This is a genomic window from Pseudomonas songnenensis (genome assembly GCF_003696315.1).
In the GTDB taxonomy this organism is placed as follows: domain Bacteria; phylum Pseudomonadota; class Gammaproteobacteria; order Pseudomonadales; family Pseudomonadaceae; genus Stutzerimonas; species Stutzerimonas songnenensis.
The window spans coordinates 723,853-749,368 of sequence record NZ_RFFN01000001.1 but is presented as its reverse complement, the minus strand read 5'-3'; the positions used below and the strand labels follow the sequence as shown (position 1 = coordinate 749,368).

Below are 25,516 nucleotides of genomic sequence, written 5' to 3'. Positions count from 1 at the left end.
ACCTGGTCTACAGGCGATGGCTCGACCAGCTTACGCAGGCTCGACCAGCATGCGTCCGACCATTTCCATGTGCAGGGCATGGCAGAACCAGCTGCAGTAGTACCAGTGCAGGCCGGGCTTGTCAGCCACGAAGGTAATGGAGGAGGTCTGCTGCGGGCTGATCTCCATGCTCACACCATGGTTGACCATGACGAAGCCGTGGGACACGTCCTCGATCTGGTCGATGTTGGTGATGGTCACGGTGACTTCGTCGCCCTGCTTGACGGTGAACTCCTGCACACCGAACGCCGGCGCCATGGAGGTCATGTACACGCGCACCTTGTTGCCGTCACGGATGACCTTGTTGTCGGCGTCCAGGTTGATGCCGTCTTTCTTCGCCCGTTCCAGCGTCGGCGCGAAGAACGGGTCGTTGCGGTCCCAGATCTTCTTGGTCTTGATCTGGTCGCGGCGGGCCATGATGCAGTCGTGCGGCTCGGCATAGGTCGGGCCGTCATGCACCAGTTTCATCTCGTCGCCGGAAATGTCGATCAGCTGATCGTTCTCCGGATGCAGCGGGCCGGTCGGCAGGAAGCGGTCCTTGCCGAACTTGCACAGCGCCACCAGCCATTTGCCATCGGCCTCGCTGGTTTCGCACAGCGAGGCATGGATGTGGCCCGGCTGATAGTGCACGTCCAGCTTCTGCTTGATGTAGTTGACCTTCTCGCCGTTGTAGGCGCGTACCGCGTCGGCCATGTTCCACTTGACCACCTGGCTGTCGATGAACAGCGTGGTGTAGGCGTTGCCGCGACCGTCGAAGGTGGTGTGCAGCGGGCCGAGGCCCAGTTCCACTTCGGCGGCGATGGTGTCGCGCGGGTCCTTCAGCTTGCCGGCGAACAGATCGGGCAGCTTGGCGATCTCGATCATCGACACGGTCGGCGAGAGCTTGCCGTTGGCGATGAAGTACTTGCCATCGGACGAGGTGTTGCAGCCGTGCGGGTTCTTCGGCACCGGGATGTAGCGGGTGAACTCGCTGTCCTTGTCGCCCTTCTTGCGGCCGTCGAGCACCGGCACCTTGGAGTCGCCGAGGGTGGTGAACTTGCCGGCCTTGACCGCTTTCTCCGCCGCCTCGATGTCGAACACCACGACCCAGTCGCGCTCGTTGCGCATCATGCCGCCGAGGTCGTAAGCCTTCTCCGAGTTGTAGCAGGTGGCTGCGGTGAAGCGGCCGGTGTAGTCCATGTCGGTGTTGTCGAGGTTGCCGTCGACGATGATCTGGAAGGCCATCTCCATGGTTTCGGCATCGATGGCGTTGTACATGGTGTAGCTGTTCTCATCCTGCAGATCGAAGACCTTGCCGTCGTTCGGGTGCGGGATGACGAATTCGGCGTTGGCGAACACGTACTTGGTATAGGGCACCTTCTGCAGACGCAGACCGTGGATCGCCTGGCAGTTGGGCACGGTCAGCATCTTGTCGCACTTCATGATATCCAGGCGGATACGTGCGACGCGGGTGTTGGCCTTGTCGTTGATGAACAGGTACTTGCCGTCGTACTTGCCGTCGGTCATCGAGATGTGCGGGTGGTGGCAGTCGCCGTTGAGGAACTTGGCACTGTCGCCCATGATCGCGCGGCTTTCGTTGGTCAGGCCCCAGCCGGTGGCGGAGTCGACGTTGAACACCGGGATGCGCATCAGTTCGCGCATCGACGGGATGCCCATCACGCGGACTTCGCCCTGGTGGCCGCCGCTCCAGAAGCCGTAGTAGTCATCCAGCTCGCCCGGGGCGACGTGGATGTTCTGCTGCGCATTCTTTACCGCTGCAGCCCAGGACTCGCGGCTCATTACCGCGCCACCGAAGGCAGTGGCCGCGACGGCCGCGCCAGTTACCGCGCTGGCACCGAGGAAACCGCGACGGCTCATGCCGCCCTTCTCCAGTACCTCGGGATTGTTCTTGCTCTTGTCACTCATGGGGTTTCGCTCCTTTGGGACATCTGCTTCAAACACATCGATCGAGCACCTCGCCAGCGGCGACGGCTCAGGGTTCCACCACTTGCACCACGGGAATCAGCTCGGCGGAGGCCGGCGCTTTCTTGCCGCGCTTGTTGCGCTTGTTCTTGTTCACCAGCGGCGGGCACTTGTTCTCGTTGTGATAGGTCATCTGGCAGTCGAGACAGTAGTGGCACTCGTTGGCATTGATGCGGCCGTCCGGATGGATCGCCTGGATCTCGCACTCCTTGGCGCAGAGCTGGCATGGGTCGCCACACTCCTTGCGGCGCTTGAGCCAGTCGAACAGACGCAGCTTGGTCGGAATCGCCAGCGCCGCGCCCAGCGGGCAGACGTAGCGGCAGTACACCTTGCGGGTGAAGATGTTGATGACCAGCAGGAACACCGCGTAGGTGACGAACCACCACTGGCGGTCGAACTTGAGGGTGATGGCGGTCTTGAACGGCTCAACCTCGGCGGCCTTCTCGGCCATCATCATCGACTCGAGGGAGATGCCGAACAGCACCAGCAGGACGATGTATTTGATCGCCCAGAGCCGTTCGTGCACCGCGAAGGGCAGCTCGTACTGCGGAATCTTCAGCTTGCGCGCGGCCTCGTTGATCAGCTCCTGCAGCGCGCCGAACGGGCACAGCCAGCCGCAGAACACGCCACGACCCCAGAGCAGGATGGTGGCAGCGGTGAAGGTCCAGATGATGAAGATCACCGGATCGGAGAGAAACAGCTCCCAGCGGAAATCCTGGAACAGCGCATGGACGAAGGTCAGCACGTTGACGACCGACAGTTGCCCCAGGGCGTACCAGCCAATGAACACCACGGTGAACACCAGATAGCCACGGCGCAGCCAGTGCAGGAAATGCGGCTTCTGGGTGAACTTGTCCTGCAGGAACAGGATGACCGTCAGCAGGCCGAGAGCCGCGAGAATGACGCCGATCTGGAAGGTCTTCTGGTACCAGATGTTGACCCACATCGGCCGGTTGGCTTCCTCGATTGCAGCCAGCTCGTCGGCGGTGGGCTGCGGCCGCTCGATGTACTCGTCGAGCATCTGGTAGGGCAGCTCGAAGCTGGTGAACATGCCGCTGACCGGCCCGATCTGCCGGCGTACCAGCAGCTCCAGCACCCAGGGCGAGCCCGGATCGAAACGCGCCGCCTCGCGGACGATGAAGATCGCCATCTCGCTGAAGCGCGGTGCACCGTCGATGTAGATATCGTTGAGTCGCTGGAAGTCGAGATCGCGGAAACTGATGATGTCGCCGAACTGGCGCAGCTGAACCCGATCGAAGATGCCGCCGCGCACGTAGCCCGAGCCCTTGAACGAATACTCACCGCTGCCCAGCACGGCGATGGCGTGCTCGCCCGGCTTGAGTTCTTCCATCAGAAAGCGGTACTGGTTGTCGCCCAGCAGGTTGCGGCCGATGGTCGGCGGATTCAGTTCCGTCACGTAGAGATCGATGAAGGTATCGTCGGCGGTTTCCGGAGAAGCTTCGTCGATACCTTCGGCCTCGGTCCCCTTGAAGGCTTCGTCGATCTGCCCGCGAGTCAGGTGCAGCCGTCGAATCGCCCCATTGCCGGTCAGCTCGGTCCAGTCGGCCGGCTGGTAAACGTCTTCGCGCACCAGTGCGATTTTCGGCCGTGCCGTGTTGCCCGCCTCGATCAGCCCCAGCGATACGGCCACCTCATGGGCGGCGCGCATCACCACCTCGTTGACCACCATCACCGTCACGGTGGCGCCGGTTACCGCATCGATGGTCACCGCATTGCTGTCGCTGGAGCGGCCGACCACCACGCGCTGGTCAGCCTTGATGCCCTCGTACTTGGCATTGAAATCGTGGAGCTTCTGCTCGGGGATACCGATCAGCAGGATCGGTTCATGGTGTTCCAGCACATAGGCGTCGCGGATCACGCCCTGTGGATCGAGCAGCACCTGCATGTTGATCGGCTTGCCGGAATAGGCCGGAATCTTGGTGACGTTGATGCTCTGGAAGGCGTAGCCGAGGACCTCGTCGCCCTTGCGCAGCGTTCGAACCTGATAGTCGCCCTCGGGCTCGGAAATGCTCGCACCGGGAAAAAACTGCTCGATGCGCTGTCGTTCGACTTCGTACTCAACGGCCTGCACCGACACTGAGCAAACTGCCAGGCTCAGGAAAATGAGCAAGCTACTGATCCAGGTACGCGCGGTACCGGTCAGCGACGAATGTCCACGGGAAACCATCAGATCACCTAAATCCACTGTCGACGTGGGGCGAATGGTAGGTGACCGCTGACGGGACTCCCCTTGATTGCAATCAAGGACGCGCCGGGCCGCCACTTTCGTTGTTCCATGTCAAAGAAACACCCTGACGGAGAACGAAGACGTCGTTATGACCAAGCCTAGGTCAGTACCGGGCAAATGCGAGAACGGCGCCGTGGCAGTGTGCGTTAGCGCAAGAAGGCGGCGGCGCGGCGATCGCGTCCGCGCCGCCTGCGGAGCGGCGCGTTCAGTGACGGCCGGGCGGGGTGAGATAGGCTGCCGTCGCGCCCCGGGTGGCTTCACTGGCCTTGATTTCCATCTTCGCAATGCTGCGCAGATGCACCTGGTCCGGGCCGTCGGCAAAGCGCAGTGCGCGGCCGCCGGTCCACATGTCGGCGAGCGGCGTGTCCGGCGTAAGCCCCATCGCGCCGTAGACCTGAATCGCACGGTCGACCACGTTGGTGTGCATGCGCGGCACCAGCGCCTTGATCATCGAGATTTCCTTGCGCGCCGCCTTGGCGCCGACCTCGTCGATCATCCAGGCGGTCTTGAGCACCAGCAGGCGCGCCTGTTCGATCTCGATGCGCGATTCGGCGATCCAGTCGGCGACGTTGGAATACTGCTGCAGGTATCTGCCGAACGCCTTGCGTTCCTGGCAGCGCTCGACCATCAGCTCCAGCGCCAGCTCGGCCATGCCGATCGAGCGCATGCAGTGATGGATACGACCCGGGCCGAGGCGCGCCTGGGCCATCATGAAACCGTCGCCCTCCCTGCCCAGCAGATTGCTCGCCGGCACCCGCACGTTGCGCAGCAGCAGCTCGCTGTGGCCCTCCGGGGCGATGTGGTTCATTACCGGAATGTTGCGCACCAGCTCGACGCCGGGCGTGTCGAACGGCACCAGGATCATGCTCTGTTGCTGATGGGTCTCGGCGTCAGGGTCGGTCTTGCCCATGACGATCAGGAGCCTGCAGTTGGGGTGCGAGGCGTTGGTGATGAACCATTTGCGGCCGTTGATCACGTAGTCGTCGCCGTCGCGGCGGATCAGCGTCTGGATATTGGTGGCGTCGGAAGACGGCACGTCCGGCTCGGTCATGGCGAAAGCCGAGCGGATCTCGCCTTCGAGCAAGGGCACGAGCCAGCGCTGGCGCTGTTCCGGCGTGGCGAACATGTGCAGCAGCTCCATGTTGCCGGTGTCCGGCGCGTTGCAGTTGAACACTTCGGAAGCCCAATGCACGCGCCCCATGATTTCCGCCAGCGGCGCGTACTCCAGATTGCTCAGGCCCACGCCCGGCTCGTCTTCGCCGAGCGATGGCAGGAACAGGTTCCACAGCCCTTCCGAACGTGCCAGCGCCTTGAGGTCGTCCATGAACGACACCGGATACTGCCCGGCCGCCACCTCCGCGTGCCAGGCGCCGATGCGCGGCACGATATGCTGGTCCATGAAGGCGCGCAGCTGGTGGCGCAGCGCCTCGACGCGTGGGCTGTAGGCGAAATCCATGGGTAACCTCTGCTGATCGGAAAACGATGCAGCCACCATAGACCCCGCTGCCGCTAAAGCAACGAGGCTGCGGTGACTGAATCAGGCCCGATAAGCAGGAAGCGAAGCGTCAGCCGAATTGACCGTGGTCATGACTGTCGCTGGTGAAACTGGTATGTGCGCAGCCTTACCAGTGCACGTAGAACATGCCCTTGGCCAGCAGCACGATACCGATCATCTGCAGCAGGATTGCCCAGTGAATGGCCCGGTAACGCGGCGGCGTCATCCGGCCTTTGCGCAGCAGAACCGCCACCAGGCCGAAGGTGAAGAACACGCCGATAGCCAGCAGAACCTTCAACGACAGAAGCGTGGCGAAACTGCTGGCGAACGGGTCGGCCAGCGCCTGGCGGTGATACCAGCCCAGGCCGATACCCGCGCCGTAGACGAACAGCACCACCCAATGCAGCACCACCCGCGAGCGGGCGCCGACGGCGCGCTCCACCAGCGGCATGGTCTGTTCACCAATCTGCTGGCGGATACGGCTGAGGATCATCACTTCGAAGAACAGCGTACCGATGAAGAAAATCGCGGCCAGCAGATGCACCACATGCAGAACGGAATAACTCATCGGTACCTCCAGGATGACTGTCAGCGGCGATCATCCTCCATCCGCACGCCAGCAGACTACCCACTCGGTCATTTCGCCGACGCGGTAACCTGCGCGCCATTGCGCTCGATGTGCTGACCTTGCAGGAATCCGCCGTCGGAGGTGCGGATGCGGCTGATGCTGCCATCGTCGCGTTTTACCACGTACAGCGTCTGCTCCAGCCCGGCAGCCTGCTGGGCACCCTGCCCGACCAGATAGCCGATGCCGCCACCGACCAGCGCGCCGATCGGACCACCCGCCGCCGCACCGAGCATGAAGCCACTGAGCCCACCGAAACCGCCGCCAACCGCACGATCTTCGTGCACCTCAAGAACCTCGTCCGCGCTGGCCATAGTGCTCGCCAGAACTACCGCTGCCGCCATCAGAACCGTTGCGCTTTTCATGTCATCGCTCCTTTCGCGAATGGGGGTAACCAGCATTCCCACTACAGGAACCGTGCCGTTCGGATAGACCAATGAAATCAAGGTGATATCAAACACAAGGGTGAATAGAACCCTACGAAGAATGGTGCTTTATACACCCTACAAAGTGATATACACCCTAATCAGTGCGGCATATTCACCTAAGCTTTTCGCAAGAAAGAAGAGGTGCAACACGATGATCCGCTGTAAACGCGCATACCAGCCAACCGCGCAGGAAGACGGGCAACGTGTACTGGTCGATCGGCTATGGCCACGCGGCTGCCGCAAGGACAGCCTGGCGCTGCACGCATGGCTAGCGGACCTCGCGCCCTCGGCCGAGCTGCGCAAGGCATTCAAGGGCGGAGCGATGCAGTTCGACGAGTTCAGGCAGCGTTACCGCGGAGAGCTGGCGGCACATCCCGAGCATTGGTGGCCGCTGCTGGAGATCGCCGAAAGGGGCACCCTGACACTGGTATATGCCGCGCGCGACGAGCAGCAGAACAATGCGCGCGTGCTGGCCGAATGGCTGGAACAGGAGGGAGAGCGGCTTGAACGCCCCAACTCGCCGGCCTGCATGGGCGGCGAGCTGGGAATTTGTCTCAGCGACGACGATTGACCGTCATCGCAGCGCGGATCAGATCGGCGCCGATGTCCGCTTCGTAGGTTTTCCAGACCGGCAGCATCTGCTCGCGCCACGCCTGACGCTCCTCCGGTGTAAGGGTGATCAGCTGGCTGCTGCCGCTGGCAAGAATGCGCTCGCGATCGCGCCGGTTCACCGCTGCGGCTTCGCGGTTCACCGCCTGGGTCACTTCAAGGATGATGCCTTCCAGCTCGGAGCGCACGGCGAAGGGCATGCTCAGCCAGAAATCGTTGTTGGTGATCAGCATGTAGTCGAGCACACCGTGGTTGCTCTCGGTGATGTACGGCTGAACGCTGTGCATGTTCTGGCTGAGGATGTTCGACCAGGGATTTTCCGCGCCCTGCACCACACCACCCTTGAGCGACTCGTAGACCTTGGCGAATGGCAGTACGACGGACTTGGCGCCGACCGCCGCGAACTGCGCCTCGAGCACGGGCGAGGGCTGGATGCGGAACGCCAGGCCATTGGCATCGCTCGGCTTGCGCAGCGGTGTCGTAGCGGAAAGCTGCTTCAGACCGTTGTTCCAGTAGGCAAGTCCGTAGACGCCGTGATCGGCCATCGAGCGCAGCAGCTGACGCGCCGCTTCGCGCTTCTGAAAGCGTTGCAATGCCTCGGCATCGTCAAACAGGAATGGCAGGTCGAAGACCTGCAGCTTCTTGGTGTAAGGCGCGAACTTCGACATCGAGGGCGCCAGCAACTGGACCTTGTTGTCGAACAGCGCCTGCATCTCCTCGGCATCGCCGACCAGCGTCGAATTCGGATACACCTCGACCTTCACCTTGCCGGCCATGCGCTCTTCGACCAGCTGCTTGAGCAGCAGCGCGCCCTTGCCCTTGGGCGTGTCGTCCGCCACCACGTGGGCGAACTTGATGACGATCGGCGCGGCCTCGGCGGCGATGGCCGGAGCACTCAACCAATACAGGGCTGCAACCAGCGCAGCGACACAAGACTTGTACATCTGACCCCCAATGGGAAATGCCCGAAGGCGCCTCGTGAGCACCGTTCGAGTGGTTAGTCGAAATGGATAAAGGTCCGGCTCACACATCGCGCAGCCGGTCTTTTCTGAGGTGGCCCGATCGACGCGTTTGCAGCAGTCGCCACTGGCCTTTATTGGAATGCGGCTGCGGCAACAGGAAGGCGCGAGGGCCATCCGCAGCTATACGAAAGTCTTAGTGAACGCCGCCGATGGCACAAGGCCAGAAAGTGCGACCAGCTCTCAAAACAGCGTTTTGCCCGCGCGGGAAAACCCTGCGACGAGTGTGGCAAGGCCCGTCGCAGAGCGCTCCGATGACAGCTCCGGAGGCAGGGCCGGAGCTGACAGCCTCAACGACGGTTGACGGCCAGCGCGGCGCGCATGATGTCTGCGCCGATATGCGCTTCAAACGACTTCCACACCGGCTGCATCTTCGCGCGCCAGGCCTGGCGCTGCTCCGGGGTCAGGGTGACCAGTGTGGTATTGCCGCTGGCGAGAATCTGCTCACGCTCATGCTGGTTGATGGCCGCAGCCTCGGCATTCACCGTCTGGGTCACTTCAAGCACGATGTTTTCCAGCTCCGACCGTACGGCGAAGGGGATGCTGGTCCAGAACTCGGAGTTGGTCACCAGCATGTAGTTGAGCACGCCATGATTGGTCTCGGTGACATAGCTCTGCTTGAGCCCGGCGTTCTGCCCGCGGATATTCGACCACGGCCCCTCGGTGCCCTGCACCGTACCGCTCTGCATCGCCTTGGACACCTCGGAAAACGGCAGTCGCACAGCCTTGGCATCGACCGCGGCGAACTGCGCCTCGAGCACCGGTGATGGCTGGATGCGGAACGCAAGCCCCACCGCATCGGCCGGACTGCGCAGCGGCTGGTTGGCCGACAACTGCTTGAGACCGTTATTCCAGTAGGCCAGCCCGTAGATGCCGCGCCCAGCCATCGAGCGCAGCAGGTCCCGGCTTGCTTCGCGCTTCTGGAAGCGTGCGACCGCTGCATCGTCATCGAACAGGAACGGCAGGTCGAACACTTCCAGCTTCGGCGAGTATTCGATGAACTTGGACAGCGACGGCGCCAGCATCTGCACCTTGTTGTCCAGCAAGGCCTGCATCTCGTCAGCGTCGCCTACCAGCGTCGAGTTCGGATACACCTCGACATCCACCTTGCCAGCCAGACGCTGGCGCACCAGCGTCTGGAAAAGCAGTGCGCCCTTGCCCTTGGGCGTGTCGTCCCCCACCACGTGGGCGAACTTGATGACGATGGGTTCCGCGGCCTGCGCAACCAGCGGAGAAAGAGTGAGAACCAGCGCCGCGAAAGGCGCAACAACCAGAGACTTGAACACGTTTACCCCCACGGGAAATAAGCTCGGCACGGCGCCTCGTGAGCTCCGTTCGAGTGGTGTTTGCGATTCGATGTGGTTCGGCCGTCACCTGGTGAGGCGTGGCCGACGTTTGTAGCGAGGCGACCAGTGCACCGCGAGCGAAGCCGCAGGCTGGCCTTTATTGGAATGGCGGTGACCGATCAGTACGGACTGGACCCGCTTGGTCACCGAGCCGCGCAGTGTTGGCTATCAACGGCTCTGGCACAAGGGCGGAAGGTCCGACCAGCTCGCAAAACGGAACATTGCATCCATCGGCTGGACCGAACTTTCCCGCCGGCACTGCCTTCTACTGGCTACCACCGCCCCGGGCAATGTAATGACTACCGACCAAGCGAACCCCTCCTCAACGGTGACCGACTGCCTGATTGTCGGCGGCGGGCCCGCCGGCCTCACCGCCGCGCTGTATCTGGCGCGCTTCCGGCGCAGTTGCCTGGTGGTAGACGCCGGCTCGAGCCGCGCGTCATGGATACCGCGCTCACGCAACTACCCGGGCTTTCCGCCGGGCATCAACGGCAACGACCTGCTGACGAGGCTGCGCGAACAGGCCAGCGGCTACGGCGCGCGCCTCGAACACGGCCGCGTGGAGCATATCGAGCCCCATGCCGAGGGCTTCAGCGTGCGCTATGGCGAACGCACCTGCCTCACGCGGCGGATCATTCTGGCTACCGGCATCGAGGACAGCCTGCCGGACATGCCAGACGTCGAGACGGCGATCGCCGAGGGCAAGGTGCGGCTGTGCGCGATCTGCGATGGTTATGAGGTCGACGGCGACAACGTCGCCGTGTATGGCGAAGCGGAAAGCGCCATCACCCACGCGGTGTTCCTGCGCACCTTCACCGACCGGGTCACCGTGGTGGTGCACGGCGAGCAGGACGCCTGCGATCAGGCCATCGCCCTGGCCGAGCATTACGCCATCCGCGTGATCAGCGACCGCGTCGAGTCCCTGCACCCCTGCGAGACCGGCATCGACCTGCTGACCTGCCGCGGCGACCGACACAGCTTCGACATCATCTATCCGGCCCTGGGCGCGCACTTTCGCTCCGAACTTGCCGTGCAGCTTGGCCTGGACTGCGACGAGTGCGGCGGGGTGAACGTGGACGAGCATCGGCAGACGTCGCTGCGCGGCCTCTATGCCATCGGTGATGTGACCATGGGCCTGAAGCAGATCAGTGTCGCCATCGGCCAGGCTGCCCAGGCGGCGACCGCCGTGCACAACAGCCTGGAGGCCAACCCCTGGGGTGGATCGACAGTGGCCGCGAGATAGACCTGGCGCAAAGACAACGGTCGATCGTCACCGTCTGCGCCGCGCGATCAACATTCGCGTGCGGCGGAAGGTCTAGGCTTATACGAGCCCTTGTCTCCGGAGCACCTCATGTCACTCAGCGTCTTCGACCTGTTCAAGATCGGTATCGGCCCGTCCAGTTCACACACCGTGGGGCCGATGCGGGCAGCCCTGCTGTTTGCCGAGGGGCTGCGGCAGGACGAACTGCTGGCGACCACAGATCATCTGAGGGTCGAGCTATACGGCTCGCTCGGCGCTACCGGCAAAGGCCACGGCAGTGACAAGGCGGTGCTGCTCGGCCTTGAAGGCGAGCGCCCGGAAAGCGTGGATACGACGAACATTCCTCCGCGCGTGGCGGCGATACGCGAGACCTGCGAGCTGCGCCTGCTGGGCGAAAAGACCATTCGCTTCGATGTCGGTCATGATCTGCAGTTCATCCGCAAGCCGCTGGCGTTCCACCCCAACGGTATGGTTTTCCGCGCGTTCGATGCGGCCGGGCTGCAAGTGCGCAGCCGCGACTACTACTCGGTAGGTGGCGGTTTCGTCATCGATGAAAACGCCACCGGCGGCGACCGCATCGTCGAGGACGCGACGCCGCTGCCCTATCCCTTTCATAGTGCTGCGCAGCTGCTTGCCCACTGCACGGCGCACAGCCTCACCATCAGCGAACTGATGCTGGCCAACGAAACGGTCTGGCGTCCGCAAGGCGAAACCCGTGCAGGGCTGCTGCGCATCTGGCAGGTGATGCAGGACTGCGTCGATGCCGGCTGCCGTACCGAAGGCGTGATGCCCGGCGGGCTCAAGGTGCGCCGCCGCGCGGCGGACCTGTATCGCCAGCTCAGCGAGCACCCGGAGGCCAACCTGCGCGATGCGCTCAACGTGCTCGACTGGGTCGACCTCTACGCGCTGGCGGTCAACGAGGAGAACGCCAGCGGCGGCCGCGTGGTCACGGCGCCCACCAATGGCGCGGCCGGCATCATTCCGGCGCTGCTGCATTACTACATGCGTTTCGTCCCGGGCGCAGACGAGGATGGCGTGGTGCGCTTCCTGCTCACCGCCGCCGCCATCGGCATCCTCTACAAGGAGAACGCCTCGATTTCCGGCGCCGAGGTGGGCTGCCAGGGCGAGGTGGGCGTGGCTTGTTCGATGGGTGCTGGCGCGCTGTGCGAGGTGCTCGGCGGCACGCCGCAACAGGTGGAGAATGCCGCCGAGATCGGCATGGAGCACAACCTCGGGCTGACCTGCGACCCGGTTGGCGGGCTGGTCCAGGTGCCCTGCATCGAACGCAATGCCATGGGCGCGGTGAAGGCGATCAACGCCGCGCGCATGGCACTACGCGGTGATGGCAAGCACTTCATCTCGCTGGACAAGGTGATCCGCACCATGCGCCAGACCGGCGCCGACATGAAGAGCAAGTACAAGGAAACCGCCCGTGGCGGGCTGGCGGTCAATATCGTCGAGTGTTGAGCCACGGGCAGGCCTGTGGCTTGCATTCGCCGCGAGAGCGCGCCTCCCACTCGCTATGCATCGCAGTGCAGAGGGGATGCTCGCGGAACGGCCGACCTCGGCGCGAAGCTTTTAAGGAAGCAACAAACGCCTGTTAGCGAACGGCATGCTCATTGACCGCAACCGTCCTAGGCGCGCGCGGAACGCCCGCACCGATCACGCCTCCGCCTTGCCCACCCCATGCTCGCGCAGCTTGTTGGCGATGGTGGTGTGCGATACACCGAGCCGCTTGCCCAGCTGGCGGCTGCTCGGGAACTGCTTGTACAGCCCTTCGAGCACGGCCTTCTCGAAGCGCCCGACGATGCTGGCCAAGTCGCCCTCCAGCGAGAAATCGCCCAATGGCTGCGCCGCGCCGTAGCCCGGCAGACGGATGTGCTCGGGCTTGATGATGCCGCCCTCGCACAGCGAAACCGCCTGGAACAGGGTGTTCTCCAGCTGCCGCACATTGCCCGGCCAGTGGTAGCCGGCCAGTCGCTCCAGCGCCTGCGGCGAGAGCGCCGGCAGCGCGCAGCCAATCTGCCGGCTGGCCTGGTCGATGAAGTGCAGCGCCAGCGGCTGCAGGCCGTCCAGGCAATCGCGCAGCGGCGGGATGTGCAGCGACAGCACGTTGAGCCGGTGGTACAGGTCCTGGCGAAACTGCCCGCTGGCGCAGAGTTCGGACAGATCGAGCTGCGTCGCGCAGATCACCCGCACATCCAGATAGACCTCCTCATCGCTGCCGACCCGACGGAAGCCTCCGTCCTGCAGGAAGCGCAGCAGCTTGGCCTGCAGCCGTGGGCTCATCTCGCCGACACCATCGAGAAACAGCGTGCCGCCTGCGGTCAGCTCCAGCAGGCCGAGTTTGCCTTCCGGACGCGCGCCTTCGAAGGCGCCGGGGCCGTAGCCGAACAGCTCGGTCTCGGCCATCGACTCGGGCAGGCCGGCGCAGTTGAGCGCCATGAACGGCGATTGCCCGCGCGGGCTCGACAGGTGACAGGCGCGCGCCAAGAGTTCCTTGCCGGTGCCGGTCTCGCCCTCGATCAGCAGCGGTGCATCCAGCGGCGCCATGCGCCGCGCCTCGCGCACCACCGCGGCCATCACTTTCGAGCTCTGGAAGATGCTGTCGAAGCCGCGCAGCTCCTGCTTGCGTACCTGGTAGATCCGCTCGCCCACCCGGTCGGCGCGATGCAGGGTCAGCACCGCGCCGGCCAGCGCCTCGCTGTCATCGTGTTCGGACTGCAGCGGCGCGATGTCGGCGAGGAACACGTCGCCCTTGATCTTCACCCGCAGGCCGTTGATCCGCGCCTTGTTGGCCCGCACCAGTTCGGGCAGGTCGAAGTCCTCGGCGTAGCGCGACAGGCTCATGCCCGGCACCTCGTCGACGCGCACGCCGAGCAGCTGCGCAGCGGCGCGGTTGGCGGCAACGATGGCACCGCTCATGTCGATGGACAGCACGGGAAACTCCAGCGCGCCGAGCAGTGCATTGAGTTCCAGCGAATGCCGCTCGCTGGGCATCAGGCTGACCTTGCGCAGCTCGAACACGCCAGGCAGCGCCTCGATCTTCGGCCGCAGGGCCTGCAGCTGCAGGTTCATCAGGTTGGGGCAGTGCAAATAGATGGCGTTGCCCTGCTCGCCGCCGACCTCGCCGCGGGCGACATTGATGCCGTAGTCGACCAGCAGGTTGAGCATGTCGCGCAGGATGCCGACGCGGTTCTGGCAGAGAATCTTGATACGCATGGCGAAGCCCTGTTGTTTTGTTGTGGGGCTGACGACGCTTCGTTCGAGCGCCGCAAAATTCCGTCAAGATTATTTGCCAGATAAGCCGCTTGGCAATGCCGCCGATCCAGACATTGACGCAAACGTCAGGCTTTCCTTACAGGCAGCATCCGGCAAGGTGCGACATCGCGCCACAGCGGGACTCGTCGAGGGTGCGTGTTCGCGTTCGAATGAGGGCAACAACAAGATGCCCAAGCGGCCAGGAGTACCGATGAAGACGACCCACTACGTAGCCCGCGAACCGGACGCGCAGGGGCATATTCATTACCCCGACGCCGAGCACGCGGTGTGGCAGACGCTGGTCGAGCGGCAACTGAAGCTGCTCGAAGGGCGCGCCTGCCAGGAATACCTCGACGGCCTCGACCAGCTCGCCCTGCCTCACGAGCGCATCCCGCAGCTGGGCGAGATCAATCGCGTGCTCGAGGCAACCACCGGCTGGCAGGTGGAGCGCGTACCGGCGCTGATCCCCTTCCAACGCTTTTTCGAACTGCTGGCGAGCAAGCGCTTTCCCGTCGCCACCTTTATCCGCACCCCGCAAGAGCTGGACTACCTGCAGGAGCCCGACATCTTCCACGAGATCTTCGGTCACTGCCCGCTGCTGACCAATCCGTGGTTCGCCGAATTCACCCACACCTACGGCCAGCTCGGATTGAAAGCCAGCAAGGAGGAACGGGTCTTTCTCGCCCGGCTGTACTGGATGACCGTGGAGTTCGGCCTGGTGGAAACCCAGGCCGGGCTGCGCATCTATGGCGGCGGCATCCTCTCCTCGCCGAAGGAGACGCTCTACAGCCTGTCCGCCGAGCCGGAGCGGCAGCCGTTCGATGCCATGGAAGCCATGCGTACGCCCTATCGCATCGACATCCTGCAGCCGCTGTACTTCGTCCTGCCGGACCTCAAGCAGCTGTTCGACCTCGCCCAGCAGGACATCATGGCCATGGTCCGCGAGGCCATGCGCCTGGGCCTGCACCAGCCGAAGTTTCCGCCGAAGGCGGCGTGATTCGGCCTGTGCGGTGCTGGTGGGCTGAGGCCCCGTACGCCCTCCACCTATTCGGGTAGGGTGAGCGTCAGCCCGCCATCTTGCCTAAGCTTCAACCTTCAAAAACGACTTCGATCATCAAGAAAGGGACCTACACCATGACCGCCCTCGCCCAAGCCCAATGCGAAGCCTGCCGCGCCGATGCACCCAAGGTGTCCGATGAAGAACTGGCCGAGCTGATCCGCGAAATCCCCGACTGGAACATCGAAGTGCGCGGCGACCACATGGAGCTGGAGCGTGTCTTCCTGTTCCGCAACTTCCGCCACGCCCTGGCCTTTACCAACGCAGTCGGCGCCATCGCCGAGGAAGTCGGCCACCATCCCGCCCTGCTCACCGAGTGGGGCAAGGTCACCGTCACCTGGTGGAGCCACGAGATGCGCGGCCTGCACCGCAACGACTTCATCATGGCCGCCCGCACCGACCAGCTCGCCGCCAGCGCGGAGGGCCGCAAGTAATGCACTTCGGCCAGATTCCCCGCGTGCCCGGCGACCCGATCCTCGGTCTGATGGACCTGTATCGCGCCGACACCAACCCGGCCAAGCTCGACCTGGGCGTCGGCGTCTACAAGGACGCCCAGGGCCTGACGCCGATCCCGCGCGCGGTGAAGCTGGCCGAGCAGCGCCTGGTGGACAGTGAGCAGACCAAGAGCTACATCGGCGGCCATGGCGACGCCCAGTTCGGCGCTCTCTTGCTGCGTCAGGTGCTCGGCAGCCGCGCCATTGCCCTCGGCGAGCAGCGCGCCGGCTGTACCCAGGCGCCGGGCGGCACCGGTGCGCTGCGCCTGGCCGGCGAGTTCATCGCCAAATGCCTGCCCGGGCGCAGCATCTGGCTGAGCGATCCGACCTGGCCGATCCACGAAACCCTGTTCGCCGCCGCCGGCCTGCGCGTGCAGCACTATCCCTACGTCGGTGCCGACAACCGCCTCGATGTCGACGGCATGCTCGCCGCGCTGCAGCAGGTGCCGACCGGCGACGTGGTGCTGCTGCACGCCTGCTGCCACAACCCCACCGGCTTCGACCTGAGTCACGACGACTGGCTGCGGGTGCTGGACGTGGTGCGTGCGCGCGAGCTGCTGCCACTGTTCGACTTCGCCTACCAAGGCTTCGGCGACGGACTCGAAGAGGACGCCTGGGCAGTTCGACTGTTCGCCGAAACGCTGCCGGAGATGCTCATCACCAGCTCCTGCTCGAAGAACTTCGGCCTCTACCGCGAACGTACCGGCGCGCTGATCGCCGTCACCAGCGATGCCGAGCGTCTGCTCGACGTGCGCAGCCAACTCGCGTCGCTGGCCCGCAACCTCTGGTCGACGCCACCGGCTCACGGCGCCTCGGTAGTGGCGACGATCCTGGCCGATGAGCCCCTGCGGCAGATCTGGCAGGACGAGGTGGAACGCATGCGCCGGCGCATCGCCAGCCTGCGTCAGGGGCTGGTCGAAGCGCTGACGCCCTATGGGCTGGCCGAGCGCTTCGCGCACATCGCCCAGCAGCGCGGGATGTTCTCCTATACCGGCCTGACCGCCGAGCAGGTACGCCGGCTGCGCGCCGAAGATTCGGTGTATCTGGTGGAAAGCGGCCGCGCCAACGTCGCCGGGCTGGATGCCGAACGCCTGGACGATCTGGCCAGGGCCATCGCACGCGTGGTGCAGGACTGAACGACGTGAAGGTGCGCGCCGGTGACGCCGCTTCTGGCGACGCCGCCGGGTACGCCGGAGCGAGGAGACAGTCGCGCGGCTCGTGACCACGCAGCTGGCTGCCGAAGCAGCGCCGGCACAGTAGCGCGGCAAGCTTTCAGCCGGCTTTCAACGCGCGCCCACCCTGCCTATGCTGAGCGAAAGTCATCCGCCAGCACCGCCATGCCTGAATCCAGCGACCTCCAGCAACAGCTCGCCGCCCTGCACCAGCAGGGCTTCGTGCTGCTGCCTGCCGTACTCGATCCCGCGGGCATCGCGGCGCCGCGCGAAGCCATCGATGGCCTCGAACCCATCCACTGGGATTACCAGGGCCTGGTCGACGACCACTACACGTGCGTCTTCAATCGCTCGCCGTTCTGGCTGCGCTTTCTCGATCTGCCCGGGGTGATCGAACTGGCCGAGGCGGCACTCGGGACGGACTGCCATATCATCGGCCAGACCGCCTGGCGCAGCCGCCCGGGCTTTATCGGCGGCGAGCTGCATGCCGACTACCTGGCCATGGAGCTGCCGGAAAGCCTGCTGGCCGATCCCTCCTTCGAACTGCCGATGCAGATCTGCACCGCGCACCTGTATCTGGACGACATCAATGCCGACCTCTGCCCGACGCTGGTGATTCCCGGCAGCCACCGCGCCGGGCGCAAACCGCAGCCGGGCGAAACCCAGTGGCACGGCCGCGCGGCCGTGCCGGTGCTGTGCAAGGCCGGCGACGTGCTGCTGTTTCGCAGCGACCTCTGGCACGCGGGCAGCCGCAACCGCAGCGCCGAGCGCAGCCGCTACCTGCTGCAGATCCACTACGGCCGACGCATGGTGGCGCAGAAGTTCTCGCCCTACCTGCACTTCAGTTTCAATCCCGAGGTGCTGACTGCCGCCACGCCGCGCCAGCGCCGCCTGCTCGGCGAGCACGAAGCAGCCGAATACGACTGAATCCCCTGGCACCGAACCTGCATCGACCGAAGCCCGCCGCGCCCGCGCGGCCATTGACTCGTATTCCCCAGATGAGGATTCGCCATGATCAGCAGTCGTGAACAGGTCACCCAGATGATCGTCGCCGCCAAGGTGCGCAAGGGCCTGAAGTGGGCACATGTCGCCGAAAGCATCGGCATGTCCAAGGAATGGACCACCGCCGGTTGCCTCGGTCAGATGGCCTTCGACAAGGCCCAGGCCGAGACCCTGGGGCAGCTCTTCGAGCTCTCCGACGAGGCCGTCGCCTGGCTGCAGATCGCCCCCTACAAGGGCTCGCTGCCCACTGCGGTGCCGACAGATCCGCTGATCTACCGCTGGTACGAGCTGGTCAACGTCTACGGCACCACCATCAAGGAACTGATCCACGAGGAGTTCGGTGACGGCATCATGAGCGCCATCGACTTCTCCATGGATATCCAGCGCCAGAGCGACCCCAAGGGCGATCGCGTCAATGTGGTGCTGTCCGGCAAGTTCCTGCCCTACAAGAGCTACTGAGAAATCAGCGGGTGCGGATCTCCCCGCGCGCCAGGCTTTCCACGCTGTTGCCCAGTGGGTCCGCCGCGTTCAGGTCCGCACCACGTTCGCGCAGCGCATCTAGCAATGCCTCGCGCTGGAACAGCGCGGCGTACATTGCCGGCGTCTGACCGGCGTTGTTGCGCTGGTTGGGATCGCACTCGGTGGCCAGCAGGCGCTTGGCGATACGCAGCTCGCCTTTGAAGATCGCCCCGAGCAGCGCCGTATTGCCGCGCTTGTCTTCGGCGCAGGCATCGGCCCCGGCGGCGAGCAGGCGCTCCACCGTCTCACCATGGCCGTTGTAGGCCGCCAGGATCAGGGCTGTATAGCCCTTGTCGTCGGCGCTGTTCAGGTCGTAACCGGCCTGGATGAATTCGTCGAGAACCTCGTTATCGCCGAAGCGCGCGGCATTGAAGAAGTAGTCGCGCAACTGCTGCCGGACCGCCTCGGGCGTGTCCGCGGCATTCGCCAGCGGGCCATCGGCGGCCAATGCAGCCCCGCTGCCCAACAGCAGCGCTGCCATCAGCAAAAAAAGACCTTGCATACTGCCTCCACAAAAAAAGACCCGGGCCATCGCCCGACCCGGGTCGAAACAACCGACGCCCATGCAGCGCAAAGGAGCCTCCACTGCATGCCGGGCGCCGGTCCGGGGACCTTAGTCCTTGAGCTCGGCGGCCAGCGCCTTGACCCGCTTGAGGTCGGCCTTGGCGACCTTGGTCAGGCCCTCGCCGTAGTTGGCATCGGCCTTGTAGAAGAACGACAGCAGGATGTGCCTGGCCTCGTCGTCCGCCTTGGCCAGCTCGCCGCCCAGGGTGTTGATCAGGTCGGTCTGCTCCTTCTTGCTGAACGAGCGATACAGATCGCCGGCCTGCTTGAAGTTCTGCTGACGCTGGATCGGCGCCTGCTGGGTGGTCCCGCTCAGCGGCAGCTTGGAGTAGACGGCGCGTGGCGTTTCCTCGCGGTTCTCGCGGCGGCTCGGCTGGTAGTTGACGCTGCTGGTGGTGTGGCCGGCGTTCAGCTGGCCGTCCTGGTTGCCGTTGTTGACCGGCACCTTCGGGCGGTTGATCGGCAGGCTCATGCCATTGGCACCGACGCGGTACATCTGGGTATCGGCGTAGGAGAACAGACGGCCCTGCAGCAGGCGGTCCTCGGACGGCTCGATGCCCGGCACCAGGTTGGCCGGCGCCATGGCGACCTGCTCGGTTTCCTGGAAGATGTTGTCCGGGTTCTTGTTCAGCACCATCTGGCCGATCTTGCGCTCGGGCACGTCAGGCCAGATCTTGGTGGCGTCCAGTGGATCGAAGTCGAACCTGGCCAGGTCCTCCGGCTTGAGCACCTGGATCATCAGGTCCCACTTGGGATAGTCGCCGTTGTCGATGGCGGTGATCAGGTCACGGGACAGGTGGCTGTAGTCCTTGCCCTGCATCGTCTCGTTCGCTTTCGGGTCGAGGTTCTTCAGGCCCTGCAGGCTCTTCCAGCGGAACTTCACGTAGTGCGTTTCGCCTTCGTCGTTGACGAACTTATAGGCGTGCACACCATTGCCATCCATCATCCGGTAGCTGGCCGGGGTGCCCTGGTTGGAGTACAGCAGGGTCAGGGTGCGGGTCGATTCGGGATGGTGCGAGAGGAAGTCGAAGCGGCGGCTGTCGTCATCCAGGTTGGTGCGCGGGTCCGGCTTGAAGGAGTGGACCATGTCCGGGAACTTGACCGCGTCGCGGATGAAGAAGGTCGGGAAGTTGTTGCCGACCAGGTCCCAGTTGCCATCGGCGGTGTAGAACTTGGTGGCGAAGCCGCGCGGGTCGCGCAGGGTTTCCGGCGAGTGCAGGCCGTGCACCACGGTGGAGAAGCGCACGAACACCGGCGTGGTGCTGCCCTTCTCGAAGACCTTGGCCAGGGTCAGGTCGGAGATGTCTTCGGTGGCGGTGAACTTGCCATGGGCTCCGGTGCCACGGGCGTGCACGACGCGCTCGGGGACGCGCTCGCGACCGAAACGCTGCAGCTTCTGCAGCAGCTGCACGTCCTGCAGCAGGGTCGGGCCGTTGGGGCCGGCGGTCTGGGAATTCTGGTTGTTGCCGACCGGCGCGCCATTGTCGCGGGTCAACGGGGCAGCATTGGCGGACAAGGCAAACAGGCTCGCGGAAAGAACGCCGAGCGCAAAACGCGCGGGCGCGGAGCGCAATTGATTCGGGGACATGATGCTTCCTCTTCTGATTTCTAATCGCGTACAGGACGCGGAATAGAAGCCTAAGAGCCGGCGCACGGATGCCCCAATTGAATAAGCCGAACAGACCGATAGAGAAAAAGTCGCTCCGCTTGCTGGAACTTTGAGTATTGGGCTTCATCGCGGTGCATTCGATTGCGCCTCGCACCAGCAAGCAACACGTGGGCGCCAGGCTCACGGACGCATACCGCGAGCTGGCCGATCGGTCAGCTATGGCATGGCATCTGCACCTCTGCTGCATCCACCTTGCGGAGCGTCCAACATGAAACAGCCCGTCGACACCGACTACCCCCTGAGCGAAGTGCCCGCCGGCGCGCGCAAGGGGCTGTGGTCCACCTCCATCCTGCTGTTCGGCTTCACCTTCTTCACCGCCACCATGTTCGCCGGCGGCAAGATCGGCCTGGCCTTCGACTTCAAGACCATGCTCTGGGCCGCGGTGATCGGCAATCTGCTGCTCGGCGCCTATGCCGCGGTGCTCGGGCTGATCGCCTGCCGCAGCGGGCTGAACTCGGTGCTGATGGGGCGCTTCTGCTTCGGCGAGGTCGGCAGCCGGCTTTCCGACTTCCTGCTCGGCTTCACCCAGATAGGCTGGTACGCCTGGGGCACGGCGACCATCGCCATCGTCCTGGTGCGCCTGCTGGCGTTGCCGGAAAGCTGGACGCTGCCGTTGATGGTGCTGTTCGGCTTCGGCTTCTGCCTGACCGCCTTCGTCGGCTACAAGGGCCTCGACCTGCTCTCGCGCATCGCGGTGCCGGCGATGCTGATCCTGTTGATCGCCTCGCTGTGGACCGCAACCCGTGACATTGGCGGGCTGGACGGCCTGCTGGCGGTGCAGCCGGGCGACAGCCTGACCCTCGGCATGGCCATCACCATGATCTTCGGCACCTTTGTCAGCGGCGCGACCCAGGCCACCAACTGGACGCGCTTCGCCCGTAGCAGCAAGGTCGCGGTATGGGCCAGTCTGATCGGTTTCTTCATCGGCAACGGCCTGATGATCGTCGCCGGCGCCTACGGGGCCATCGTCTACCAGCAGCCGGACATCGTCGAAGTGCTGGTGCTGCAGGGCCTGTCGATGGCGGCAGTGGTGATGCTTTTCCTCAACCTCTGGACCACCCAGGACAACACCATCTACAACTTCGCCGCGGCCGGCTGCAACCTGCTGCGCACCGAGCGCCGCCGCCTGGTGACCCTGGGCGGCGCCTTCGTCGGCACGCTGCTGGCGCTGGGCGGCATGTACGAGTTGCTGATCCCCTTTCTGATCCTGCTCGGCTCGATCATCCCGCCCATCGGCGGCGTGATCATGGCCGACTACTTCTACCGCCATCGCGGACAGTACCCGAAGCTGGCCGAAGCGCACCTGCCCAGGTACAACAGCCTGGGCCTGGCGGCCTATGTGCTGGGCGCTGCCTGCGCCTACTTCTCGCCCTGGGTGGCGCCCATCGTCGGCATACTGGTGGCCGCCGCAGCCTATATTGTGCTGTACGAGGGTCAGCGCCTGGCCCTGTCGCGCACGGTGCTGACGCAAACCGACGCCCGCTGATCAAGGAGCCACCATGAACATCCTCAACGCCCGCCTGCGCGGCCGCAGCGGCCTGTACCGCATCGAACTGGACGGCGCGCGCATCGCCGCCATCAGCGCGCAGCAGGCGCCGGCCGAAGCCAGCGAGGGCGATATCGACGCCGCCAGCAACCTGGTGGTGCCGCCCTTCATCGAACCGCACATCCACCTGGACGCCACCCTTACCGCCGGCGAGCCGGCCTGGAACATGAGCGGCACGCTGTTCGAAGGCATCGAACGCTGGGGCGAGCGCAAGGCGCTGGTGACCCACGAAGACACCAAGGCGCGGGCGAAGAAAACCATCGACATGCTGGTCGACCACGGCATCCAGCATGTGCGCACCCATGTCGACGTCACCGACCCGACGCTGTCGGCGCTGAAATCGATGATCGAGGTGCGCGAGGAAACCCGCCACCTGATCGACCTGCAGATCGTCGCCTTTCCGCAGGAGGGCATCGAGTCGTTCAAGGGCGGTCGCGAGCTGATGACCGAGGCGATCACCATGGGCGCCGATGTGGTCGGCGGCATTCCGCACTTCGAGAACACCCGCGACCAGGGCGTCAGCTCGATCAAGTTCCTCATGGACCTGGCCGAACGCACGGGCTGTCTGGTGGACGTGCACTGCGACGAAACCGACGACCCGCAGTCGCGCTTTCTCGAAGTGCTCGCCGAAGAGGCGCGGGTGCGCGAGTTGGGCGAGCGCGTCACCGCCAGCCACACCACGGCGATGGGCTCCTACGACAACGCCTACTGCTCCAAGCTGTTCCGCCTGCTCAAGCTGTCGAAGATCAACTTCGTCTCCTGCCCGACCGAGAGCATCCACCTGCAGGGCCGCTTCGACACCTACCCCAAGCGCCGCGGCCTGACCCGCGTGGCCGAGATCGACCGCGCCGGGATGAACGTCTGCTTCGGCCAGGATTCCATCGTCGACCCCTGGTACCCGCTGGGCAACGGCAACATCCTGCGCATCCTCGAAGCCGGGCTGCACATCTGCCACATGCTCGGCTACGAGGACCTGCAGCGCGGCCTGGACCTGATCACCGACAACAGCGCACGCACGCTGAATCTGGGCGAGCGCTACGGGCTGGAGGTGGGGCGCCCGGCGAACCTGCTGGTGCTGTCGGCGGCGGACGACTACGAGATGCTGCGCACCCAGGGCCATGCCCTGCTCTCGGTGCGCAACGGTGAGGTGCTGATGCGCCGCACGCCGGCGCAGATCCAGCGTTACTGAGCGGCGGCGGTGGTCTTGCGCAGGCGGCTGATGTTGGCCATCTCCTCGGCCGGGGTCAGCTTGAGGTGCGACAGGTAGGCCGCCAGCGCCTCGACATCTGCGGCGGACAGGTGGCTGGCAACGCCGATCATCACCGAGCCGGCACGGCTTGGGTCGTTCTCGCGGAAGCGCGTCAGCGCCTTGCGGATGTACTCGTCCGGCTGGCCGGCCAGCCGCGGCATGGTTTCCATGCCTTCGGCATGGGCACCGTGGCAGCCGGTACAGGTGGTCTTGAAGATCTTCTCGCCGCTCTTGTGCAATGCCAGGTTCGGTGCACCCTCCGGCGGATTGACCTTCTGCTGGCTGAAGTACACCGCGATGTTCACCCGTTCCTCCATGCTGAGGTTCTGCGCCAGCTTGGACATGACGAAATCGACGCGCTCGCCACTGGCGAACTTCTCGAAGGAATGGAACAGGTACAGCGGATTCTGCCCGGCGAGGTTGGGGATGTGCTTGCGCTTGCTGTTGCCGGTTTCGCCGTGGCAGTACGAGCAGAACACGGCGCGTTCCTGACCGGCCAGGCTGGCCTGCTCGCGGCGCTGTTCATCGGCCATCAGGTAGTTGAATCGCTCCATCGCCTCTTCGCTGGCATGGGCAAGCGGGACGAAGCAGGCGAGCAGAGCAAGAACGAGCGTGCGCATGAGGATCATCCGTGTATGGAGGTGGCCAATGGAACGTTGCGGGCGCCGACTATAGGAAGCGCGGCGGTGCAGAACCCCGGCACAAGTCAACAAAAGTGCTGCCTGACGAGCGCACCGCCGGACTTCCGTGACGAACATCACAAAAGCCCATCACTGGCCTTCTCGATACGATGATATTTGCGTCTTAGCACCGGCTTATTCAGCCAAATCACGCCAGTGCGCGCCTTTGCCGCATTGACGATAGAAAATTTTGATGAAGGGCTCTGCTGGTTTGACCAGACAGACGGGAGGCATTCGACTAAAGTAGCACCCCTTGATCACCGAGGAGCCGTAACCCCCATGCTAGATGGACACGCAGAGCTGACCATGACCGTGCTGATGACGCCGGACAAAGCCAATTTCTCCGGCAACGTACATGGCGGCACGCTGCTCAAGTATCTCGACGAAGTCGCCTATGCCTGCGCCAGCCGCTACGCCGGGCAGTACGTCGTCACCCTCTCGGTGGACCAGGTGGTGTTCCGTCAGCCGGTGCATGTCGGCGAGCTGGTCACCTTTCTCGCCTCGGTCAACTACACCGGCACCACATCGATGGAGATCGGAATCAAGGTCGTCACCGAAGACATCCGCGAGAAGACCGTGCGCCATACCAACAGCTGCTTCTTCACCATGGTTGCCCTCGGCGAAGACGGCAAACCGGTAGCGGTACCGCCGCTCAACCCGAAGACGCCGGAACAGCAGCGTCGCTTCGCCCAGGCCTACCAGCGCCGCGAAATCCGCCGCGAACTGGAACATCGCTACAGCGAGCTACGTGCTGGCAACGAGCGCCTCACTGCCGTGAAGTAAGCGCCGCTCTGTGAACCACGTGGAATCCGGCAGCCCGGATTCCACGGCGGCCCCAAATTTGTAACAAAACCTTATACAATGCACGGCTTTCCGCAATATCCCATTGAAGGACCTGCCGTGAGCACCTTGCCGCCCTGCCCCAAATGCAACTCCGAATACACCTACGAGGACGGCCAGATGCTGGTCTGCCCCGAGTGCGCCCATGAGTGGTCCGCCAACGAAAGCGCCGCGACCGCCGGTGAGAGCGACAAGGTGATCAAGGATGCCGTGGGCAACACCCTGCAGGACGGCGACACGGTCAGCGTGATCAAGGACCTCAAGGTCAAGGGCTCGTCGCTGGTGGTCAAGGTCGGCACCAAGGTAAAGAACATCCGCCTGTGCGATGGCGACCACGACATCGATTGCAAGATCGACGGCATCGGCGCGATGAAGCTGAAGTCCGAGTTCGTCAAGAAGGTCTGAGCCGCAATGCTCGCCCGAAAGCCCGG

Annotated in this window: 23 protein-coding genes; 12 read left to right on the top strand and 11 right to left on the bottom strand. The window is 64.2% G+C overall.

The features are described from left to right. Positions 1 to 30: 30 nt before the first annotated feature. The 5 genes from nosZ to EA798_RS03400 all read right to left on the bottom strand — a co-directional run bounded on the left by nosZ (position 31) and on the right by EA798_RS03400 (position 6,734). Positions 31 to 1,944 carry a TAT-dependent nitrous-oxide reductase gene (nosZ, locus tag EA798_RS03420; protein ID WP_015275732.1) on the bottom strand — a complete coding sequence of 638 codons (1,914 nt, stop codon included), beginning with the start codon at positions 1,942 to 1,944 and terminating at the stop codon, positions 31 to 33. Between the two features lie 67 nt (positions 1,945 to 2,011). Beyond that, on the bottom strand, positions 2,012 to 4,189 hold the full coding sequence (gene nosR, locus EA798_RS03415; protein ID WP_122098057.1) for a transcriptional regulator NosR: 2,178 nt from the start codon (positions 4,187 to 4,189) through the stop codon (positions 2,012 to 2,014). A gap of 265 nt (positions 4,190 to 4,454) precedes the next feature. Then, positions 4,455 to 5,705, bottom strand: a complete 1,251-nt coding sequence (locus EA798_RS03410; protein ID WP_122098056.1) for an acyl-CoA dehydrogenase family protein — start codon at positions 5,703 to 5,705, stop codon at positions 4,455 to 4,457. Positions 5,706 to 5,871: 166 nt separating this feature from the next. Beyond that, positions 5,872 to 6,312, bottom strand: a complete 441-nt coding sequence (locus tag EA798_RS03405) for a CopD family copper resistance protein (protein ID WP_106157646.1) — start codon at positions 6,310 to 6,312, stop codon at positions 5,872 to 5,874. A 68-nt stretch (positions 6,313 to 6,380) separates the two neighbouring features. After that, positions 6,381 to 6,734: a hypothetical protein gene (locus tag EA798_RS03400; RefSeq protein ID WP_122098055.1), complete on the bottom strand. Its 354-nt coding sequence runs from the start codon at positions 6,732 to 6,734 to the stop codon at positions 6,381 to 6,383. Positions 6,735 to 6,948: 214 nt separating this feature from the next. Between EA798_RS03400 and EA798_RS03395 the strand changes: the two genes are divergently transcribed. After that, positions 6,949 to 7,368, top strand: coding sequence for a DUF488 domain-containing protein (locus EA798_RS03395; RefSeq protein WP_122098054.1), 420 nt, complete (start codon positions 6,949 to 6,951; stop codon positions 7,366 to 7,368). Here the strand turns inward: EA798_RS03395 and EA798_RS03390 are convergent. Then, positions 7,352 to 8,350 (bottom strand): TRAP transporter substrate-binding protein, encoded by a 999-nt coding sequence (locus tag EA798_RS03390; protein ID WP_122098053.1) that lies wholly within the window; start codon positions 8,348 to 8,350, stop codon positions 7,352 to 7,354. The two genes, EA798_RS03395 and EA798_RS03390, sit on opposite strands and share 17 nt — an antisense overlap. A gap of 365 nt (positions 8,351 to 8,715) precedes the next feature. Then, positions 8,716 to 9,711 carry a TRAP transporter substrate-binding protein gene (locus EA798_RS03385; protein WP_122098176.1) on the bottom strand — a complete coding sequence of 332 codons (996 nt, stop codon included), beginning with the start codon at positions 9,709 to 9,711 and terminating at the stop codon, positions 8,716 to 8,718. A 355-nt stretch (positions 9,712 to 10,066) separates the two neighbouring features. Here EA798_RS03385 and EA798_RS03380 point away from each other — a divergent pair, with 355 nt between their 5' ends. After that, entirely contained in the window at positions 10,067 to 11,014 is a 948-nt protein-coding gene (locus EA798_RS03380) for an NAD(P)/FAD-dependent oxidoreductase (RefSeq protein ID WP_122098052.1), read from the top strand. 108 nt (positions 11,015 to 11,122) lie between these two features. Continuing rightward, positions 11,123 to 12,499: an L-serine ammonia-lyase gene (locus EA798_RS03375; RefSeq protein ID WP_122098051.1), complete on the top strand. Its 1,377-nt coding sequence runs from the start codon at positions 11,123 to 11,125 to the stop codon at positions 12,497 to 12,499. Between the two features lie 195 nt (positions 12,500 to 12,694). Here EA798_RS03375 and EA798_RS03370 read toward each other — a convergent pair whose 3' ends face one another. Then, on the bottom strand, positions 12,695 to 14,254 hold the full coding sequence (locus EA798_RS03370; RefSeq protein ID WP_122098050.1) for a sigma-54-dependent transcriptional regulator: 1,560 nt from the start codon (positions 14,252 to 14,254) through the stop codon (positions 12,695 to 12,697). A gap of 250 nt (positions 14,255 to 14,504) precedes the next feature. Here EA798_RS03370 and phhA point away from each other — a divergent pair, with 250 nt between their 5' ends. The 5 genes from phhA (at position 14,505) to cynS (ending at position 18,477) form a co-directional block, all read left to right on the top strand. Next, entirely contained in the window at positions 14,505 to 15,290 is a 786-nt protein-coding gene (gene phhA, locus EA798_RS03365; protein ID WP_122098049.1) for a phenylalanine 4-monooxygenase, read from the top strand. A 137-nt stretch (positions 15,291 to 15,427) separates the two neighbouring features. Then, positions 15,428 to 15,784, top strand: a complete 357-nt coding sequence (locus EA798_RS03360; protein ID WP_011914586.1) for a 4a-hydroxytetrahydrobiopterin dehydratase — start codon at positions 15,428 to 15,430, stop codon at positions 15,782 to 15,784. After that, positions 15,784 to 16,980, top strand: a complete 1,197-nt coding sequence (locus tag EA798_RS03355; protein WP_122098048.1) for an amino acid aminotransferase — start codon at positions 15,784 to 15,786, stop codon at positions 16,978 to 16,980. The genes EA798_RS03360 and EA798_RS03355 overlap by 1 nt, the downstream gene beginning before the upstream one ends. A 201-nt stretch (positions 16,981 to 17,181) precedes the next feature. Next, positions 17,182 to 17,943, top strand: coding sequence for a phytanoyl-CoA dioxygenase family protein (locus EA798_RS03350; RefSeq protein WP_122098047.1), 762 nt, complete (start codon positions 17,182 to 17,184; stop codon positions 17,941 to 17,943). An 84-nt stretch (positions 17,944 to 18,027) separates the two neighbouring features. Further along, positions 18,028 to 18,477 carry a cyanase gene (gene cynS, locus EA798_RS03345; protein ID WP_003279998.1) on the top strand — a complete coding sequence of 150 codons (450 nt, stop codon included), beginning with the start codon at positions 18,028 to 18,030 and terminating at the stop codon, positions 18,475 to 18,477. Between the two features lie 4 nt (positions 18,478 to 18,481). Here the strand turns inward: cynS and EA798_RS03340 are convergent, their stop codons facing one another. Together EA798_RS03340 and EA798_RS03335 are read right to left on the bottom strand one after the other, a co-directional pair. Continuing rightward, positions 18,482 to 19,039 (bottom strand): ankyrin repeat domain-containing protein, encoded by a 558-nt coding sequence (locus tag EA798_RS03340; protein WP_122098046.1) that lies wholly within the window; start codon positions 19,037 to 19,039, stop codon positions 18,482 to 18,484. 111 nt (positions 19,040 to 19,150) lie between these two features. Beyond that, positions 19,151 to 20,689 (bottom strand): catalase, encoded by a 1,539-nt coding sequence (locus EA798_RS03335; protein WP_122098045.1) that lies wholly within the window; start codon positions 20,687 to 20,689, stop codon positions 19,151 to 19,153. Positions 20,690 to 20,978: 289 nt separating this feature from the next. On the opposite strand from EA798_RS03335, the gene codB reads away from it, so the two are divergent. Beyond that, positions 20,979 to 22,256, top strand: coding sequence for a cytosine permease (gene codB / locus EA798_RS03330; protein ID WP_122098044.1), 1,278 nt, complete (start codon positions 20,979 to 20,981; stop codon positions 22,254 to 22,256). A 13-nt stretch (positions 22,257 to 22,269) separates the two neighbouring features. Beyond that, entirely contained in the window at positions 22,270 to 23,505 is a 1,236-nt protein-coding gene (gene codA, locus EA798_RS03325) for a cytosine deaminase (protein WP_122098043.1), read from the top strand. Here codA and EA798_RS03320 read toward each other — a convergent pair. Beyond that, positions 23,499 to 24,185 (bottom strand): c-type cytochrome, encoded by a 687-nt coding sequence (locus EA798_RS03320; protein WP_106157633.1) that lies wholly within the window; start codon positions 24,183 to 24,185, stop codon positions 23,499 to 23,501. The two genes, codA and EA798_RS03320, sit on opposite strands and share 7 nt — an antisense overlap. Positions 24,186 to 24,524: 339 nt before the next feature. Between EA798_RS03320 and EA798_RS03315 the strand changes: the two genes are divergently transcribed. Both EA798_RS03315 and EA798_RS03310 read left to right on the top strand, forming a co-directional pair. Beyond that, a complete protein-coding gene (locus tag EA798_RS03315) occupies positions 24,525 to 25,028 on the top strand; it encodes an acyl-CoA thioesterase (protein WP_042927133.1) in 504 nt (167 codons plus the stop codon). 117 nt (positions 25,029 to 25,145) lie between these two features. Then, positions 25,146 to 25,490 carry a zinc ribbon domain-containing protein YjdM gene (locus EA798_RS03310; protein WP_106157632.1) on the top strand — a complete coding sequence of 115 codons (345 nt, stop codon included), beginning with the start codon at positions 25,146 to 25,148 and terminating at the stop codon, positions 25,488 to 25,490. The last annotated feature ends 26 nt before the right edge of the window (positions 25,491 to 25,516 follow it).